Annotated in this window: 18 protein-coding genes; 8 read left to right on the top strand and 10 right to left on the bottom strand. The window is 31.6% G+C overall.

Annotated features, from left to right (window positions below):
* Nucleotides 1-7 precede the first annotated feature (7 nt).
* Entirely contained in the window at nt 8-775 is a 768-nt protein-coding gene (locus tag Lupro_RS11815) for a serine protease (protein ID WP_068210588.1), read from the top strand.
* A gap of 80 nt (nt 776-855) precedes the next feature.
* Here the strand turns inward: Lupro_RS11815 and Lupro_RS13605 are convergent, their stop codons facing one another.
* Genes Lupro_RS13605 through Lupro_RS11800 form a run of 4 tightly spaced genes read right to left on the bottom strand, consistent with a single transcriptional unit; the run spans nt 856 to nt 2412 of the window.
* On the bottom strand, nt 856-1029 hold the full coding sequence (locus Lupro_RS13605) for a hypothetical protein (protein ID WP_169792341.1): 174 nt from the start codon (nt 1027-1029) through the stop codon (nt 856-858).
* Nucleotides 1030-1036: 7 nt separating this feature from the next.
* Nucleotides 1037-1258 carry a hypothetical protein gene (locus Lupro_RS11810; protein ID WP_068210584.1) on the bottom strand — a complete coding sequence of 74 codons (222 nt, stop codon included), beginning with the start codon at nt 1256-1258 and terminating at the stop codon, nt 1037-1039.
* 3 nt (nt 1259-1261) lie between these two features.
* On the bottom strand, nt 1262-1657 hold the full coding sequence (locus tag Lupro_RS11805; protein ID WP_068210581.1) for a DUF5675 family protein: 396 nt from the start codon (nt 1655-1657) through the stop codon (nt 1262-1264).
* Complete coding sequence (locus Lupro_RS11800; RefSeq protein WP_068210578.1) at nt 1657-2412, bottom strand: hypothetical protein; 756 nt, start codon at nt 2410-2412, stop codon at nt 1657-1659. The genes Lupro_RS11805 and Lupro_RS11800 overlap by 1 nt, the downstream gene beginning before the upstream one ends.
* A gap of 157 nt (nt 2413-2569) precedes the next feature.
* Here Lupro_RS11800 and Lupro_RS11795 point away from each other — a divergent pair, with 157 nt between their 5' ends.
* The 4 genes from Lupro_RS11795 to Lupro_RS11780 all read left to right on the top strand — a co-directional run bounded on the left by Lupro_RS11795 (nt 2570) and on the right by Lupro_RS11780 (nt 6768).
* Entirely contained in the window at nt 2570-2773 is a 204-nt protein-coding gene (locus Lupro_RS11795) for a hypothetical protein (RefSeq protein ID WP_068211649.1), read from the top strand.
* Nucleotides 2774-3224: 451 nt separating this feature from the next.
* Entirely contained in the window at nt 3225-3710 is a 486-nt protein-coding gene (locus Lupro_RS11790; RefSeq protein ID WP_068210573.1) for an acyl-CoA carboxylase biotin carboxyl carrier protein subunit, read from the top strand.
* A 50-nt stretch (nt 3711-3760) separates the two neighbouring features.
* Entirely contained in the window at nt 3761-5206 is a 1446-nt protein-coding gene (gene accC, locus Lupro_RS11785) for an acetyl-CoA carboxylase biotin carboxylase subunit (RefSeq protein ID WP_068210570.1), read from the top strand.
* A 20-nt stretch (nt 5207-5226) separates the two neighbouring features.
* Entirely contained in the window at nt 5227-6768 is a 1542-nt protein-coding gene (locus tag Lupro_RS11780) for an acyl-CoA carboxylase subunit beta (RefSeq protein ID WP_068210567.1), read from the top strand.
* A gap of 307 nt (nt 6769-7075) precedes the next feature.
* Here Lupro_RS11780 and Lupro_RS11775 read toward each other — a convergent pair whose 3' ends face one another.
* The 3 genes from Lupro_RS11775 to tpiA all read right to left on the bottom strand — a co-directional run bounded on the left by Lupro_RS11775 (nt 7076) and on the right by tpiA (nt 9048).
* Complete coding sequence (locus tag Lupro_RS11775; protein ID WP_068210565.1) at nt 7076-7351, bottom strand: ATP-dependent Clp protease adaptor ClpS; 276 nt, start codon at nt 7349-7351, stop codon at nt 7076-7078.
* 16 nt (nt 7352-7367) lie between these two features.
* Nucleotides 7368-8198, bottom strand: a complete 831-nt coding sequence (prmA, locus tag Lupro_RS11770; protein WP_068210562.1) for a 50S ribosomal protein L11 methyltransferase — start codon at nt 8196-8198, stop codon at nt 7368-7370.
* Between the two features lie 91 nt (nt 8199-8289).
* The gene (tpiA, locus tag Lupro_RS11765) at nt 8290-9048 is read right to left on the bottom strand and encodes a triose-phosphate isomerase (RefSeq protein WP_068210559.1); all 759 of its coding nucleotides are present in this window, start codon (nt 9046-9048) and stop codon (nt 8290-8292) included.
* Between the two features lie 197 nt (nt 9049-9245).
* On the opposite strand from tpiA, the gene pyrF reads away from it, so the two are divergent.
* Entirely contained in the window at nt 9246-10067 is an 822-nt protein-coding gene (pyrF, locus tag Lupro_RS11760; RefSeq protein WP_068210556.1) for an orotidine-5'-phosphate decarboxylase, read from the top strand.
* Nucleotides 10054-10860 (top strand): ABC transporter substrate-binding protein, encoded by an 807-nt coding sequence (locus Lupro_RS11755; protein ID WP_068210553.1) that lies wholly within the window; start codon nt 10054-10056, stop codon nt 10858-10860. The genes pyrF and Lupro_RS11755 overlap by 14 nt, the downstream gene beginning before the upstream one ends.
* A 109-nt stretch (nt 10861-10969) precedes the next feature.
* On the opposite strand, the gene Lupro_RS13560 is transcribed toward Lupro_RS11755, so the two are convergent.
* The 3 genes from Lupro_RS13560 to Lupro_RS11745 all read right to left on the bottom strand — a co-directional run bounded on the left by Lupro_RS13560 (nt 10970) and on the right by Lupro_RS11745 (nt 13757).
* Nucleotides 10970-11140 carry a DUF5522 domain-containing protein gene (locus Lupro_RS13560; RefSeq protein ID WP_158499570.1) on the bottom strand — a complete coding sequence of 57 codons (171 nt, stop codon included), beginning with the start codon at nt 11138-11140 and terminating at the stop codon, nt 10970-10972.
* Nucleotides 11141-11206: 66 nt separating this feature from the next.
* Nucleotides 11207-11737 (bottom strand): DUF4136 domain-containing protein, encoded by a 531-nt coding sequence (locus Lupro_RS11750; protein ID WP_068211647.1) that lies wholly within the window; start codon nt 11735-11737, stop codon nt 11207-11209.
* 19 nt (nt 11738-11756) lie between these two features.
* Nucleotides 11757-13757 (bottom strand): urocanate hydratase, encoded by a 2001-nt coding sequence (locus Lupro_RS11745; RefSeq protein ID WP_068210550.1) that lies wholly within the window; start codon nt 13755-13757, stop codon nt 11757-11759.
* A gap of 406 nt (nt 13758-14163) precedes the next feature.
* Between Lupro_RS11745 and Lupro_RS11740 the strand changes: the two genes are divergently transcribed.
* Complete coding sequence (locus tag Lupro_RS11740) at nt 14164-17616, top strand: methylmalonyl-CoA mutase family protein (RefSeq protein WP_068210547.1); 3453 nt, start codon at nt 14164-14166, stop codon at nt 17614-17616.
* Nucleotides 17617-17620 lie beyond the last annotated feature (4 nt).

The raw sequence follows: 17620 nt of genomic DNA, 5'->3' as shown, positions 1-17620 counted from the left end.
TTAGAAAATGGATATCCTGAATTCAAATATAAATTCACATCAACCGACGGCATATGATTACGTTTTTCCTGTTTTTGGAGGAATTCTAACGAAAGAAGGGCATTTTAACCCAAAAAATATATTTGGAACAGCATTTTACATTGAGAATAATTTTTTCATCACATGTGCACACACAATAAAAAAGGCAGAAGAGCAAGAAATTGTTGCTCTAGGGTTTCAAAACGAACAAGGTCAATTGAGTTTTTCTAAAATCCGAGATAGTGAAGTTTTTGAAGATAATGATTCTGGAATTTTAGTTGCTTCAATAGAAAGAGCGAAATCATATCCTTGGTTATCTCAAAAACTTGCAATGTTAAATAATGTCATGAGCGTGGGTTATGCATTTGGATTTGATAATAAACATTCTGAAGTTTTGATTAGGGCTTTTAAAGGACACATTACAATGGTTGGATATAATCATAATTTCCCAAAAACCCCAGCGCATTATGAATTATCATATATGTGCCCTCGAGGTATTTCAGGTGCTCCACTCTTGTTTAAACACAAAAATCAACCATATATTTGTGGTTTTACAGTAGGAAATGAACAAACAAGTATGATAGTATGGAGTTCTGAGGATATTGAGGAAGAAACAAATTCTAAAACAGTCTACCAAAGAGAAGAATCGTTTCATAGAGGAATTGCTATGCAATCAAAAAGTTTTTTCGAGCTTGAATCAAAGCTTTTAGGAATGAAAATAATTGATTATTTAAAAAGTACAGATTTACTAAAATAACATTGCCTAACAAAGAACTGAGTTAAAAAATAACTTAAGAAGTATAAATAATAAGTGCCTAGTTAAAATTTAGCTAGGCCTTATTTTTTGGTAAACAACCTCTTCAACACATACGAAACAAAAAAACTAACTACAGCTCCAATAACAGCCATTACAACGGTAAAAAATACATCGTGTAGGCTAATATTTAGAACTGTAGAAAGCAACGTTCCCCCAAAAACGCCAGATTTTAACTGTAAATCATTTTGCCACATCTATGTTTTATTTTTCGTCTTTGTTTTCGTCAGCTACAACCGCTTGGCTTACTGCTGTGGCTACAGTACCTGCAACGGTCATATAAGTAGCAACTGTAATAATAATGGTAGGTAATGAAATTGGAGCTGCAATAATTACACCTCCTGCAGCTGCCAAGGCAATTCCAATATTTCGGAGTGTTCTAAAAAATTTAGGTGTCTTTTTTGTATATCGTTCTGTAAGTTTCATTAGTTAAGATTTAATAGTTAAGAATACTTTTTCTTTTCGCTCAAATGCCTGGTAACAACTTGAAACAATTTTCTGAAATAGCAATCGAGAAGCACTTCCCTTTCCTATTCCAGTTAAATGCGTCACTGGAGCAATACACCCTTCAAGCTCCTTTAAAGCATCATTAGCCGGGTGTATCAATATCAAATTTCTACCGGGAACATTTTCAAGCTGCAAATGATGTTTAAATTTTTCAGAAAATCGAGGTCTCAACTTGTAGGTTCCTTCTGGAATACACGAGATAATTTTTCTATTTTCTAACCAGGGCAATTCAATAACAAAGCCCATAAAAAGGCCTTTAAAAAAAAGGGCACTATTCGTACCCTTTTTATAATAGGTTCTATGCAATGTAAATTCCATTAAACAGTGTCAATATCAATAACAGCCAACGCGTTGTAAGCACCATTTTTCAGCGGATACATTTGCCCATTCACTTCCTGATAAAATTCTACACCCAAAACCTGAAAAACTGGTAGTGTTGAATTCGCTATTACAGTTGCACCCAAATCAATGGCAGCAGTATTTTCATTATTATAGGGTAAAATAGCCGTTTCATCACTTTCAAAAACAGAAGTTCCTTCTTTAAAATCAATTTCAGCGGCACCCATTACTACTTTAAAATGAGTAGTTCCAGCAGGAGCAGCAATTCTTATAGCAGGAGAAAAAGCACCAATATTTACAGAAGCATCACCAGCAACACGGTCAAATGCATTGGTATGTGCTGCAAATAAAGTGTTGTTTAATTTTCCATTTAAATTAAACTCAAACCCCTTTAAGTCGGCTAAATTTCCATCTTGTACAGTTCTCAAGCCACGTTCATTCACAGCATCTGTTTTTATCACTTTTAATACTTCTGTAGTTAATCTACTAACCACACGTTTATCTTTTGCATTTTGCAAAAGAATACGAATCGCATTTCGAAGTACTTTTCCACCTTTTCCAGCTCTCCCAAATTCAGAACCATTTTCACGCGTTCTTTGAAACGCTGGGTCATTTGCAATTCTTGAAGCATCTACACCGCCTTTTTCGCGAGCAAGATCTCCATCAGCAGTTTTGTAAAAGGTAATACCTCCAATAGTACCTTTTAATTTAATTATTCCAGTCTGTCTAGCCATAATCTTATAAATTTTTAATTCTCAACAAATGAAAGTATCTTTATAAGAGAATTCAAAAACCAACATACAACCCTGCCGAATTAATCTTTTTTTACCGAATAACACGATATAAATGACAGTAAGATGAGGTTAGGATAAAGTATAGATAATGTATCAAATGAAAATAATAAGAGCTTGCATATACCCAAAAGACATTCAGTGCATCACTGGAAGAAGTGAACGATACGGGCGTAAGCTATTAAATGAAATTAAAGTGCATTTTGGAAAACAAAAACATCAGTTTGTTACTTCAGAAGAATTTGCTGAATACAGTGGTATTAAACTAGATTTAGTCAATGAATACCTTCAAAAAGTATCATAAAATTTGATGTGATTTGTTTTGATTTAGTTGGTTGAAAATTGTATATTTATTCTTTAATAGAAAGCTAGATTAAACTATACTAGTACAGTTTAAATGGTAGTTAAATAACTACCTCGTATTCTTTGAAATCTCTTAAACCCTTATAAACGTTAGGTTATAGCGAACAGGTTTGAATCCTGTCGAGGTCACAACAACACTAAAAAACAGCTTATTTCTATTTTTAATAAGCTGTTTTTTTATGCCCATCCTTTTTTATTTTAACATTGTCCCATAATTTTAATGCTTCACCTGCAATGTTTTTTTTGCGTATTCCTAAATATTTAGTCCTAAAATCACTATAAAAAATATTTAATTCAAAAAAACCTAATTAAAATCAATATTTATTCAAAAAAAAATCAATATCTTTATCTAATTCAAAATCATTAATTAAAACCTATTATTTTTAATAATTATGGATGAAAATTTCAAAGTAACTGTAGACAACTCTTTTGAATATAATTTTAAACATTCTGAAACAAAAAAATTAGATATCTTAAAATTATCAGAATCTAAATTCCATGTAATTCACAATAATAAATCTTTTAATGTTGAACTTGAGAAATCCAATTTTTTTAACAAGGAATATGTTATCAATGTTAATTCTAATAATTATACTGTTAAAATCTCAAACCAATTAGATTTACTTATTAAAGAAATGGGATTTACAATAGGAACATCCAAAAAATCAAATGACATAAAATCTCCTATGCCTGGCCTTATTTTAAATATAAATGTAGAGATAGGACAAAAAGTGTCAGAAGGAGAAACCTTGTTAATTTTAGAGGCGATGAAAATGGAAAATACTATTAGTTCTCCTAAAAGTGGTATCATTAAATCTATATACATTAAAAAAGGAGAAACTGTTGAAAAGGGTGAGTTAATGATTGAATTGGAATAACTATTACCTACCTAAAATTAATATTCTAAAAGCACTAAACCCATACTAAAATGAAAAAAATATTAATCGCAAATAGAGGCGAAATTGCCATTAGAGTTATGAAAACTGCTCGAAAAATGGGTGTTAAAACGGTTGCCATTTATTCAGAAGCTGATAGAAATGCGCCACATGTAAGATTTGCAGATGAAGCTGTTTATATTGGTGAAGCTCCTTCAAACAAATCGTACCTTTTAGGAGATAAAATTATTAAAGAAGCTAAAAAACTTTATGTAGATGCAATACACCCTGGCTATGGTTTTCTAAGTGAAAATGCCAATTTCGCCGAATTATGTGAGAAAAATGACATTCTATTTATTGGTCCAAAATCTAAATCAATTAGAATGATGGGCGATAAATTAGCCGCAAAAGATGCCGTGAAACATTATAATATCCCTATGGTTCCCGGTGTTGACAGAGCGGTTAACAACCCTAAAGAAGCTACTGTTATTGCTAGAGAAATTGGATTTCCAATATTGATAAAAGCTGCTGCAGGCGGTGGCGGTAAAGGAATGCGCATTGTTGAAAATGAAAATGATGTTGAAGAACAAATGAATAGAGCCATTAGTGAAGCAACTTCTGCTTTTGGAGATGGTTCTGTTTTCATTGAAAAATATATTACTTCACCCCGGCATATTGAAATTCAAGTACTAGCTGATAGCCATGGAAACATACTACACTTGTTTGAAAGAGAGTGTAGTATTCAACGCCGTCATCAAAAAGTAGTTGAAGAAGCCCCTTCTTCAGTTTTAGACTCAGAATTAAGAAAAAAAATGGGAGACGCTGCAATTAAAGTTGCAAAATCTTGTGACTATTTAGGTGCTGGAACCGTAGAATTTTTGGTTGATAAAAATTTAGATTTCTATTTTTTAGAGATGAATACTCGTTTGCAAGTTGAACACCCAGTATCTGAACTCATTTCAGGTATAGATTTAGTTGAACAACAAATAAAAATTGCACGTGGTGAAGCCATCTCTTTCAAACAAAAAGATTTAAAAATTAAAGGCCATGCATTGGAGTTGCGTGTGTATGCTGAAGATCCTACAAATAATTTTTTACCTAGCGTTGGGAATTTAAACATTTATAAAATTCCTAAAGGTGAAGGCATTAGAGTTGATAATGGTTTTGAGGAAGGAATGGACATCCCTATTTATTATGACCCTATGTTATCAAAATTAATTACTTATGGTAAAACACGCGAAGAGGCAATTCAACTAATGATTGAAGCTATAGATAATTATAAAATTGAAGGGGTAAAAACAACGTTACCTTTTGGTAAATTTGTTTGTGAACATGAAGCCTTTCGCTCAGGAAATTTTGATACACATTTTGTTAAAAATTATTACACCCCTGAAAAACTACAAGCCGGTTTAGATGAAGAAGCTAAAATAGCTGCATTAGTAGCATTAAAAATATATTTCGAAGATCAAAAAATTGTAAGAGTTCCTCTTATAAACTAATTGTTATACTATTCAATATCATGGATTCAAAAATTGAAAAATTAAATAAAAGAGTTGCATTAGCACATTTAGGTGGTGGGAAAGAACGAATAAAAAAACAACACGCAAAGAAAAAATTAACGGCTAGAGAACGTGTAGACTATTTATTAGATGAAGGTTCATTTGAAGAAATGGGTGTTTTAGTTACTCATAGAACAACCGATTTTGGCATGGAAAAAGAAATTTACTTTGGTGATGGTGTTGTAACAGGCTATGGAACTATAAATGAAAGGCTAGTATACGTTTTTGCACAAGATTTTACAGTTTTTGGAGGAGCTCTGTCAGAAACTCATGCCGAAAAAATTTGTAAAATAATGGATCAAGCTTTAAAAGTTGGCGCTCCTGTAATAGGATTGAATGATTCGGGTGGAGCTAGAATTCAGGAAGGTGTAAAATCTTTAGGTGGCTATGCTGATATTTTTTATAGAAATGTACAAGCATCAGGGGTTATTCCACAACTTTCAGCAATTATGGGCCCTTGCGCTGGTGGTGCAGTTTACTCTCCTGCAATGACAGACTTTACTTTGATGGTTGAAGATACTAGTTATATGTTTGTAACGGGGCCTAATGTTGTAAAAACAGTAACAAATGAAGAAGTTACAGCCGAAGAGTTGGGTGGCGCAAGTACACACTCAACGAAATCGGGTGTTACACATATCACATCTTCAAATGATATTGAATGTTTAGAAGATGTAAAAGCCTTATTGAGCTACATTCCCCAAAACAATAGAGAAACAACTAAAAAATTACCCTACAAATTAGATAATGAAATTAGGGAAGAACTTGAAAAAATAATCCCCGAAAACCCAAATAAACCTTATAATATGCATCAGGTTATTAAAGGTATTATTGACAAAAATTCTTTTTTTGAAATTCATAAAAATTTTGCAGAAAATATAATTGTGGGTTTTGGTCGTTTAGCAGGAAGAAGTATTGGTATTATAGCCAATCAACCTATGAATTTAGCAGGTTGTTTAGACGTAAATAGCTCTGTTAAAGCAGCTCGTTTTACACGATTTTGCGATTGCTTTAATATTCCGTTATTAGTATTGGTAGACGTTCCTGGTTTTTTACCTGGAACAGATCAGGAATGGAATGCAATTATAACAAACGGTGCAAAGTTATTGTATGCTTTAAGCGAAGCAACCGTACCAAGAATAACTGTTATTACACGAAAAGCTTACGGCGGCGCTTATGACGTTATGAATTCTAAACACATAGGCGCAGATATGAACTTTGCTTGGCCAACTGCCGAAATCGCTGTTATGGGAGCTAAAGGTGCAGCTGAAATTATTTTTAAAAATGAAATTAAAAATGCTGATAACCCTAAAGCCAAATGGAAAGAAAAAGAAATAGAATATGCTGAAAAATTTGCAGACCCTTATAGAGCAGCCAGACGTGGTTTTATTGATGAAGTTATTTACCCAAAAAATACACGAAGAAAATTAATTAAGGCCTACCAAATGCTTGAGGGTAAAGAAGTTGTAAGACCTAAAAGGAAGCACGGAAATATTCCTTTGTAAACTAAATTTAATAGAGGTTAGTGGCTAACTGCATACAAAGTTAAAACCATAACTTGCAGTATATCAGATATAAAAGTTGTTTTTAATTGTCTGTTCGAGTAAATATTAAAATAGGTAACTATCTACTGACCTCAATAATTTAATTCAAATTAAAAATAATAAACTTTGTAAGAAATATTCAATATTAACAACTAATAATCAAAAGTTACGATTGTTTTTAATAATTTTTCTTATTAAAATTGATGATGTTCTTTTAGTTAATAGTACCTCTTTTGGGAAAAGTCAATGTACTAAATATTGCTTTTTTTTATATAATTTCTGCGGAGAGTCCTTTTGATAATAACATGGTACAACGAGGTTTTAAATCGTTATACTCACCCGTTTTTACGGTGCATTTACCTTTGTAATGAACTAAAATAGCGCATTGTTCAGCTTGCTCTAATGTATGGTCACAAATATCAATCAATGAGTCAATTACGTGGTCAAAGGTATTTACATCATCGTTAAATAATACAATCTCATTTAGATTGGTTTCCTGTTCCAATACATCAACTTCTTCTTGTATTCTTTTCTTTGTACTCATGCTGCTAAATTAGTAATTATTTTATATACTTCAAAGATACCCAGTTATTTCGCTCAATTATTTTATCTAAAGTCAAACCGTATTTTGAAACTTCCGCATCAATTATTGGAATATCTTCTTCATAAAATCCGCTAAATAAAATAATACCATCATCATTTAAACAATCCATATATAAAACCATATCATTTAGTAAAATATTTCTGTTAATATTAGCAATAATAACATCGTATTTTTTATTCATTAAAAGTGAAGCATCACCTTCAAAAACTGAAATATGTTTACAGTTATTTCGTGCTACATTTTCTAAAGAATTCTCATAGCACCAAGTATCAATATCAATAGCATCAATTGGTTTTGCTCCTTTCATTTCAGCAAAAATGGCTAAAATTCCAGTTCCGCATCCCATATCTAACGTATTTTTATTAGCTAAATCTAGTGCTAACAAATGCTGAATCATCATATGTGTAGTTTCATGATGACCTGTGCCAAAACTCATTTTTGGCTCAATAACAATGTCGTATTTTAAATTTGGATTTTTGTGAAAAGGAGCTCTAATACTCACTAAATTATCAACCTGAATTTGGTTGAAGTTTTTTTCCCATTCACTATTCCAATTTGTTTGTTCAATAACTTCTTCTTCAAAAGTAAATTTAAACTCCTCAGAATTTAAAATTTGAATCTCTTTTAAAATTTCAGAATTCCAATCATTTTCTTGAATGTATGCTGTTACACCATCTTCATTTTCTACAAAACTTTCAAAACCTACTTCTCCTAGTTGAGCTATTAAAATTTCAGTTGCTGGCTCTTTTGGTGCTACTTTAAAAATATATCCAATATAATTTGTCATATATATCATTTATTACAAAATGCAAAAATACGGTTTCCTTTCATAATGAAAGAAAACCGCATCTATATTTTAAACTATTTTAAAAATATACTTAGAATGATTTTACCAGCTCAATAAAATCATCCGCATTTAAAGCTGCACCACCAATTAAACCACCATCTACATCCTCTTTAGAAAATATTTCTTTAGCATTTGAAGGTTTTACACTTCCTCCATATAAAATTGAAACATTGTCAGCTACTTCTTTATTGTATTTATCAGCAACAATTTTCCTAATAAAAGCGTGCATTTCCTGCGCCTGTTCAGGTGATGCTGTTTCCCCTGTTCCAATTGCCCATACAGGTTCATAAGCCAAAATAATATTACCCCAAGCTGAAGCTTCCAAATGAAACAATCCGTTTTTTACTTGGCTTTCAACAACTTTAAAATGATTTTTAGATTTTCTATCTTCTAAAACTTCACCAAAACAAAAAATTATTTCCATATTGTTTTTTAATGCTGTACTAACTTTTTCAGCTAAAGTTTCGTCTGTTTCACAAAAATACTCTCTGCGTTCAGAATGCCCTAAAATAACCATATTTACCCCAACAGATTTAAGCATTTCTGCAGAAATTTCACCCGTAAAAGCACCACTTTTTGCTTGATGCATGTTTTGTGCTGCTACTTCAATAGTTGTTTTTTTTGCTTTTTTTACCACTTTTTCTAAACTAACAAACGTTGGAGCAACAATTACTCTTGTGTTTTGTAATGAATTATTTTTTAGTTTTTTAATTATTTTTTTTACTAAAAATTTAGAAGCCTCTAAATCGTTATTCATTTTCCAGTTACCTGCCACTATTTGTTTTCTCATGGTATTTTAATTTACTTTTATGGTTTCTTTTTAACACAACAAATTTACGGTATAAAGTTTGAAAATTAGACTCTTAAATAAGCTGATTACGCAATCGTTTTCGACAATAAACCAAATATTAAAGATATTTTTTCAAGAAACAACTATAACTTAAAGTATTAAAATTGTTACTTTTGCTTAATTCTTTATTCAAATCTATGAACAAATCAGCACTAATTGCTCAAATTAAACAGAAAGAGTCTTTTTTATGTATAGGTTTAGATGTTGATTTAGCAAAAATACCAACACATTTATTAGAAAAAAAAGATCCTATTTTTGAATTTAATAAACAACTAATTGATGCTACTCATAACTTAGCTGTTGCCTATAAACCGAATATCGCTTTTTATGAAGCATACGGAATTAAAGGTTGGAAATCTTTAAAAAAAACAATCAATTATCTCAATAAAAATTACCCAGAAATTTTTACCATTGCCGATGCAAAACGAGGTGATATTGGCAATACTTCAACTAGGTATGCCAAAGCTTTTTTTGAAGATTTAAATTTTGATTCAATAACTGTTGCACCATACATGGGAAGTGATTCTGTAGAGCCTTTTTTGGCTTTTGAAAATAAAACAACTATCCTTTTAGCTTTAACTTCAAATAAAGGCGGATTGGATTTTCAGGGGCTGAAAACAAATACTGGTGCGCTTTATAAAAACGTTTTAAAAACTGCTCTAACTTGGAAAAATGCTCAAAATTTAATGTTTGTTGTTGGCGCTACAAAACCAGCATATTTTGCTGAAATAAGAAAAATTGTTCCCAATCACTTTTTATTAGTTCCAGGTGTTGGTGCTCAAGGTGGTAATTTACAAGAGGTTTGTAACCATGGGTTAACAAAAGATTGTGGCTTACTTATTAATTCATCAAGAGGAATTATTTATGCTGGAAATGATATAAATTTTGCTAAAGCAGCTAAAAAAGAAGCTTTTAGATTGCAACAAGAAATGAAAATTATTTTAAATGAAAATAATTAATGATTCTCTAAAAAGGGAAATTCTAATAAAAACAACACCTAAAAGAATTGTTTCATTGGTTCCGTCTCAAACTGAATTATTATATGATTTAGGTCTGGAAAATGAAATAGTTGGTATTACAAAATTTTGTGTTCACCCCTATCATTTAAAGGCTACAAAAACAATTGTTGGTGGCACAAAAAAAGTTGATTTTAACAAAATTAAAGCGTTACAACCCGATTTTATTTTATGCAATAAAGAAGAAAATTCTTATGACTTTCTTCCAGAATTAGAAAAAATTGCTCCCACTTATTTTTCAGATGTAAATTCAATTCAAGATTCATTAAATTTAATAGCTAATTTAGGAAACATTCTAAACCGAAGAACCGAAAGCATTAATTTAATTGAAAAAATAAACTTTAAGTTAACCAACTTTAAATCTTTTATAAAAGATAAGCCTGCTAGAAAGGTCGCTTATTTTATTTGGGCAAACCCGTGGATGGTTGCAGGAAACAACACCTATATTAATGAGATTTTAAAACTTAACAAATTTGAAAATATTTATGCAAATAGGAGTCGTTATCCTAAGGTTGAAATTAATAAAATTAGACATGAAGGTGACCCTGATGTAATTATTTTATCATCTGAGCCCTTTCCCTTTAAAGATGAACACGCTATGGAAATAGCAACCTATACGAATCGTTCTGTTACTGTTTTTGCCGATGGAGAATTATTTAGTTGGTTTGGTTCTAGATTGTTACTTTCGTTTGATTATTTTAAAGAATTGCACAAAAAATTTGAAAGCCATTTTTAATGTTTTAAAACCTATTTGTTTACCATCTTGTAAGACACAAAACGCATTACCTACTCTTTATAATTCTTGGGGAGAAACTTTAAACAGGTAACTAACCAAAAAATTAAAATTATTTTTTAAATGTACCTGTATTTTTATTGTATCCATACGGACAATGTTTACAACCATTTTTACAACAGTACCCTCTTTTTAAATGATATTTCTCTGTAAAAACACGATAACCTTGCTCGTTTACATAATAATCTCCTTCTTCATAAGGAATATGTTTTTTAAAATCCATATACAAAAATAACAAAAAAACGCTCTGAAAATTCAGAACGTTGTTTTGTTTACGATTCACATTTTTTTAATTCACACTTGGTGGATAGTTAGCCATAATTTTAGCCACAAAATCTTTAATTTTCTCTTCCTTTTTAGCTACATTCCTTGAGGTATTTAATGCGCCACTTCCTATTCCTTGCCAAGCTAATTCTTTTTTATTCGCATCTATCAAGTCTATAAATAACGTACCTTCTGTATATTTTGAAATATGTGTTCCAAAATTTGGGCCGTAATACCACGGAAACCAACCAAAATACATGTTATTATTGTTATAAATATCTATTCTTTGACGTGATTTTGTGAAAATATTCACTAATAAATCCGGATTTTTAGATTTTTTAAAACCTTTAGCCAACAATTCGCTTTCAACAGCTTTTAAAATTCTTCGCTTATCTAAATCTGAAATTTCAACTTTATCAATTCCCTTTTTATAAAAAGCAAAAGTTTTAAACTTTGAAAAATTGGTATTGGTATCATAATCACTTGAAACTCTTATAGAACTACAAGATGCTACTAAAAATAATAAGGCTAACGGAAGTAATTTAAGGGCTTTCATTTTGAATAAAATTTTAATATTAAAACAACTTTTGTAATAATGAATCATCAACTAAATTTGGTAGCGTAATTTTTAATTTTGGATTCGCTTCCATCGCTCTTTTAATTGCAAAAGTTGCTCCACCATTACGCGCCCAATTTCTACGAGCAATTCCATTATTAACATCCCAAAAAAGCATACTTTTCAATCGCTTTTCTGCCTCTATACTACCATCAATAACCATACCAAAACCACCATTTATTACTTCACCCCAACCTACTCCACCTCCATTATGAATAGATACCCAAGTTGCACCTCTAAAACTATCACCTATTACATTTTGAATAGCCATATCAGCCGTAAATTGAGATCCATCGTATATATTTGAAGTTTCTCTGTAAGGAGAATCGGTACCAGAAACATCATGGTGATCCCTACCTAATACAATAGGTGCTGAAATTATATTATTTTTTATTGCATTATTAAAAGCTTCTGCTATTTTCATTCTTCCTTCTGCATCTGCATATAAAATTCGCGCTTGAGAACCCACCACTAAGTTGTTTTCTTGAGCTCCTTTAATCCACTGAATATTATCAGCCATCTGTTGCTGAATTTCCTGAGGGTAATTTTTTCTTAATTCTTCTAAAACCTCACATGCTATTGTATCAGTCTTTTCTAAATCTGTTGGATTAGCACTTGTACACACCCAACGAAAAGGTCCAAAACCATAGTCAAAACACATTGGCCCCATAATATCTTGTACATACGATGGATATTTAAAATCTATTCCATTTTCAGCCATAATATCTGCATTAGCTCTGCTAGCCTCTAACAAAAATGCATTTCCATAATCAAAAAAATAAGTGCCTTTTGCTGTATGTTTATTAATTGCTTCAACCTGCCTTTTTAAGCTTTCTTGCACTTTTTCCTTGAATAATTTTGGGTTTTTGGTCATCATCTCATTTGCGTCCTCAAATGAAATACCAACGGGATAATAACCACCTGCCCAAGGGTTATGCAATGATGTTTGATCAGAACCTAAATCTATATATATTCCTGCTTCATAAAACTTCTCCCAAACTTCAACTACATTTCCTTGATAGGCAATTGAAACTATTTCTTTCTTTAATTTTGCTCTTTTAACACGTTCAACTAATTCATCAATAGTCTTAAAAACCTCGTCAACCCAATGTTGTGAATGACGTGTATTAACAGCTTTCGGGTTTACTTCAGCACAAACTGTGATACAACCAGCAATATTTCCTGCTTTTGGCTGCGCACCACTCATTCCCCCTAAACCAGAAGTTACAAAGAGTTTCCCTGTTAAATCCTCTCCATTTTTTGCAATCTTTCTACCAGCATTCAACACTGTTATAGTTGTTCCATGAACAATTCCTTGCGGTCCAATATACATATAACTTCCTGCTGTCATTTGTCCGTATTGAGTAACACCTAACGCATTATACTTCTCCCAATCGTCTTGTTTGCTGTAATTTGGAATCATCATTCCATTAGTCACCACAACTCTTGGTGCATTTCTATGAGAAGGGAATATTCCCATTGGATGCCCAGAATACATTACTAAAGTTTGCTCTTCCGTCATTTCACTTAAATACTGCATTGTTAATAAATACTGCGCCCAATTTTGAAAAACAGCACCATTTCCTCCATAAGTAATTAGTTCATGCGGGTGTTGAGCAACAGCATAATCCAAATTATTTTGGATCATATGCATAATTGCTTTTGCCTGTTCACATTTCCCAGGGTATTCATTAATTGGACGAGCGTACATTTTGTAATTTGGACGAAAACGATGCATGTAAATTCTACCGTATTCATTTAATTCATTAGCAAACTCTTCAGCTAAAACTGCATGGTGTTTTTTATCAAAATAGCGTAGTGCATTTTGAATTGCTAACTTTTTTTCTTCTTTTGATAAAATTTCTTTTCGTTTTGGCGCATGATTTATATCTAAATCATATACTTTTATTAAAGGTAACTCAGATGGTATTCCTTGTTTTATTTGATCTTTAAATGTCATAATTGTTAATACTTAAATTTATAGTTAATTTTTAATACAAAAAAAATTAAGCTACGGATATCTAATATCAACTCTAAAATGAGTTAACGCAATACATATTTTATACGTGAAGTGAATAATATCCAAAATAGTAAAATTACTTGGTTTGGTACAAATATAACGTAAATTGCGTTTCTTTTTTCATAAAATTTAGAGACTACAAAAGCAATATTCAAACTATTTGCCGCTCATACTTTTTGAAAGACATTCAATCTTTTAATTGTTTTTTTGTACTTTATAGCGCTAATTTAATCTTCTAATTATATTTCTTTATAATTAACTCACTTTTATTAAAAAGTAGCTAACAATAGTCATAATTATACTTATAAATTTTGGTTAAATTGCAAGCATTGAATTTTATAAATATATGGAAAAAATAACACCTTACAAACCTAAAAATAAAGTACGAATTGTAACTGCTGCTTCATTATTTGATGGCCATGATGCTGCTATTAATATTATGAGAAGAATTATTCAATCTACTGGTGTTGAAGTCATCCATTTAGGTCATGATAGAAGTGTTGAAGAAGTAGTAAACTGTGCTATTCAAGAAGATGCCAATGCCATTGCCATGACCTCTTACCAAGGAGGTCATAATGAGTATTTTAAATATATGCATGATTTATTGCAAGAAAAAGGAGCTCCACAAATAAAAATATTTGGTGGCGGAGGCGGCGTTATTCTTCCTGAAGAAATCAAAGATTTAACAAATTATGGGATTACGCGTATTTATTCTCCAGATGATGGTAGAGCAATGGGGTTGCAAGGTATGATTAACGACATGGTTGAAAAATGTGATTTTCCAACAGGTAAAACTATAAATTTCAAACCTTCCAATTTAAAAAACAAAGATACTACTCAAATAGCACACGCTATCTCTGCAGCAGAAAATTACACTTCAAAACATAAGGCTTTTCTTAGTGGGGTTAGAAATATTGCATCCCATTCTAAAATTCCAGTTTTAGGAATTACAGGAACTGGCGGCTCAGGAAAATCATCTACTGTTGACGAAATTGTACGCCGTTTTTTAGTTGATTTCCCATCCAAAACACTTGGAATTATTTCTGTTGATCCTTCAAAACGAAAAACTGGTGGTGCATTATTAGGTGATAGAATTAGAATGAACGCCATTAATAACAATAGAGTTTACATGCGCTCCTTGGCAACAAGAGAGTCAAATGTAGCTTTATCTAAACACGTAAGTGATGCTATTGATATTTTAAAAGTTGCTGGTTACGATTTAATTTTGCTGGAAACTTCTGGTATTGGACAAAGTGATACTGAAATATTAGATTATTCTGACGTTTCGCTATATGTAATGACTCCTGAATATGGTGCCGCAACCCAATTGGAGAAAATTGACATGATTGATTTTGCCGATATTATTGCTCTTAATAAATTTGACAAACGTGGCGCTTTAGATGCCCTTCGTGATGTTAAAAAACAATACCAACGCAATCATAATTTATTCGATAAAAATGTTGAAGACATGCCAGTTTATGGCACAACAGCTTCACAATTTAATGACCCTGGAACTAATGAATTATATAGTGTTTTAATAAAAAATTTAAACGAAAAAACAAGCGCTAATTTTAAAAGCACTTTCCATGCTCAATACAAACTACAGGAAAAACAACACATTATTCCGCCAAATCGGACACGTTATTTATCTGAAATTACCGAGAACAATAGAAATTATACCAAAACAGCTTTAAGTCAAAAAGAAATTGCTCAAAAATTGTATGGAATTTATAAAACTATTTGCTCTGTTGGAAATGTCATTGCGAGTGAAACGAAACAATCTCTTTTAAATGAAATTGGCTTGAATGAAAATGAATTTCTGAAACAAGTCAAAAATGAAGAAAAAAAAGAATTAATAGCTTTATTATTTAAAGAATTCTCTCGTGTTAAAATTGATTTAAACCCACACAACTGGAATATCATTTTAAATTGGGAGGCAAAAAAACAAGCATATAAAAACGACATATATTCTTATAAAGTCCGCGATAAAGAAATCAATATAAAAACACATAGCGAATCACTTTCACACTTGCAAATTCCTAAAATAGCTTTACCAAAATATGAAGCATGGGGCGATATTTTACTTTGGAATTTAGAAGAAAATGTACCTGGAGAATTTCCGTATACTGCTGGTTTGTTCCCTTTTAAACGCACAGGAGAAGATCCAACCCGAATGTTTGCTGGTGAAGGTGGCCCAGAACGTACCAACAGGCGATTTCATTACGTAAGTTTAGGAATGCCTGCAAAACGTTTATCAACCGCTTTTGATTCAGTAACATTATATGGGAATGACCCTGATATTAGACCTGATATTTATGGTAAAATTGGAAATGCTGGGGTTTCTATTTGCTGTTTAGACGATGCTAAAAAATTATATTCAGGATTTGAATTAACCAATCCTATGACCTCTGTTTCAATGACTATTAATGGCCCTGCTCCAATGATGCTCGGTTTTTTTATGAATGCTGCTATTGATCAGGAATGTGAAAAATATATTATTCAACATCATTTAGAAAAAGAAACTGAAGCCAAAATAAAATCCATTTTCAATAAAAAAGATGTTGATCGCCCAAAATATCAAGGAAAACTTCCGGAAGGGAATAACGGATTGGGATTATTATTACTCGGAGTAACTGGAGATCAAATTTTACCAAAAGAAGTGTATCAAAAAATTAAAACTGAAACTATTGCAAAAGTTCGTGGAACAGTTCAGGCAGATATTTTAAAAGAAGATCAGGCTCAAAATACGTGTATTTTCTCCACTGAATTTGCCTTGCGTTTAATGGGTGATGTTCAGGAATATTTTATAGAAAATAAAATTCGTAATTTTTATTCTGTCTCTATTTCAGGTTATCATATTGCCGAAGCTGGTGCGAATCCTATTTCTCAATTGGCTTTTACCTTAGCTAACGGATTTACGTACGTGGAATATTATTTATCAAGAGGAATGGACATTGACAAGTTTGGTCCAAATTTATCGTTCTTCTTTTCAAATGGGATAGATCCAGAATACGCTGTTATTGGTAGAGTTGCTAGAAAAATTTGGGCTAAAGCTATGAAAAATAAGTACGCAGCAAATTCGAGAGCTCAAATGCTGAAATATCACATTCAAACCTCTGGTAGAAGTTTACATGCGCAGGAAATTGATTTTAATGACATCCGTACCACATTACAAGCTTTGTATGCGATTTACGATAATTGTAACAGTTTGCATACCAATGCCTATGATGAAGCTATTACTACTCCAACTGAAGAAAGTGTTAGACGCGCTATGGCAATTCAGCTCATTATTAATAAAGAATTAGGATTGACTAAAAACGAAAATCCAATTCAAGGTGCTTTTATTATTGAAGAATTAACCGATTTGGTAGAAGAAGCTATATACATTGAATTTGATAGAATTACAGAACGAGGTGGTGTTTTAGGTGCAATGGAAACAATGTATCAACGAAGTAAAATACAAGAAGAAAGTTTGTATTATGAAACCTTAAAACACACTGGAGAATTTCCAATAATTGGAGTTAATACTTTTTTAAGTAGCAAGGGCTCTCCAACTATTTTACCTCAAGAAGTAATTAGAGCAACCGAAGAAGAAAAGAAATACCAAATTACAGTTGTTAAAAACTTAAATAAAGGCAATGCTAAAAATGTTGAAAAACAACTTACTTTATTAAAACAAAAAGCCATTAATAACGAAAATGTTTTTGAACAATTAATGGAAGCTTGTAAAGTTTGTTCTATTGGTCAAATTACAGAAGCACTGTTTAAAGTTGGTGGTCAATACAGAAGAAATATGTAGCTAA

This window comes from Lutibacter profundi (assembly GCF_001543325.1).
GTDB lineage: Bacteria > Bacteroidota > Bacteroidia > Flavobacteriales > Flavobacteriaceae > Lutibacter > Lutibacter profundi.
Note: the sequence above shows the minus strand (reverse complement) of the source record. Positions and strands in the feature narration are given on the sequence as shown.

Coding starts and splice junctions, on each gene's coding strand:
- Lupro_RS11815 (WP_068210588.1), top strand. CDS start 8: ATGGATATCCTGAATTCAAATATAAATTCACATCAACCGACGGCATAT.
- Lupro_RS13605 (WP_169792341.1), bottom strand. CDS start 1,029: ATGTGGCAAAATGATTTACAGTTAAAATCTGGCGTTTTTGGGGGAACG.
- Lupro_RS11810 (WP_068210584.1), bottom strand. CDS start 1,258: ATGAAACTTACAGAACGATATACAAAAAAGACACCTAAATTTTTTAGA.
- Lupro_RS11805 (WP_068210581.1), bottom strand. CDS start 1,657: ATGGAATTTACATTGCATAGAACCTATTATAAAAAGGGTACGAATAGT.
- Lupro_RS11800 (WP_068210578.1), bottom strand. CDS start 2,412: ATGGCTAGACAGACTGGAATAATTAAATTAAAAGGTACTATTGGAGGT.
- Lupro_RS11795 (WP_068211649.1), top strand. CDS start 2,570: ATGAAAATAATAAGAGCTTGCATATACCCAAAAGACATTCAGTGCATC.
- Lupro_RS11790 (WP_068210573.1), top strand. CDS start 3,225: ATGGATGAAAATTTCAAAGTAACTGTAGACAACTCTTTTGAATATAAT.
- accC (WP_068210570.1), top strand. CDS start 3,761: ATGAAAAAAATATTAATCGCAAATAGAGGCGAAATTGCCATTAGAGTT.
- Lupro_RS11780 (WP_068210567.1), top strand. CDS start 5,227: ATGGATTCAAAAATTGAAAAATTAAATAAAAGAGTTGCATTAGCACAT.
- Lupro_RS11775 (WP_068210565.1), bottom strand. CDS start 7,351: ATGAGTACAAAGAAAAGAATACAAGAAGAAGTTGATGTATTGGAACAG.
- prmA (WP_068210562.1), bottom strand. CDS start 8,198: ATGACAAATTATATTGGATATATTTTTAAAGTAGCACCAAAAGAGCCA.
- tpiA (WP_068210559.1), bottom strand. CDS start 9,048: ATGAGAAAACAAATAGTGGCAGGTAACTGGAAAATGAATAACGATTTA.
- pyrF (WP_068210556.1), top strand. CDS start 9,246: ATGAACAAATCAGCACTAATTGCTCAAATTAAACAGAAAGAGTCTTTT.
- Lupro_RS11755 (WP_068210553.1), top strand. CDS start 10,054: ATGAAAATAATTAATGATTCTCTAAAAAGGGAAATTCTAATAAAAACA.
- Lupro_RS13560 (WP_158499570.1), bottom strand. CDS start 11,140: ATGGATTTTAAAAAACATATTCCTTATGAAGAAGGAGATTATTATGTA.
- Lupro_RS11750 (WP_068211647.1), bottom strand. CDS start 11,737: ATGAAAGCCCTTAAATTACTTCCGTTAGCCTTATTATTTTTAGTAGCA.
- Lupro_RS11745 (WP_068210550.1), bottom strand. CDS start 13,757: ATGACATTTAAAGATCAAATAAAACAAGGAATACCATCTGAGTTACCT.
- Lupro_RS11740 (WP_068210547.1), top strand. CDS start 14,164: ATGGAAAAAATAACACCTTACAAACCTAAAAATAAAGTACGAATTGTA.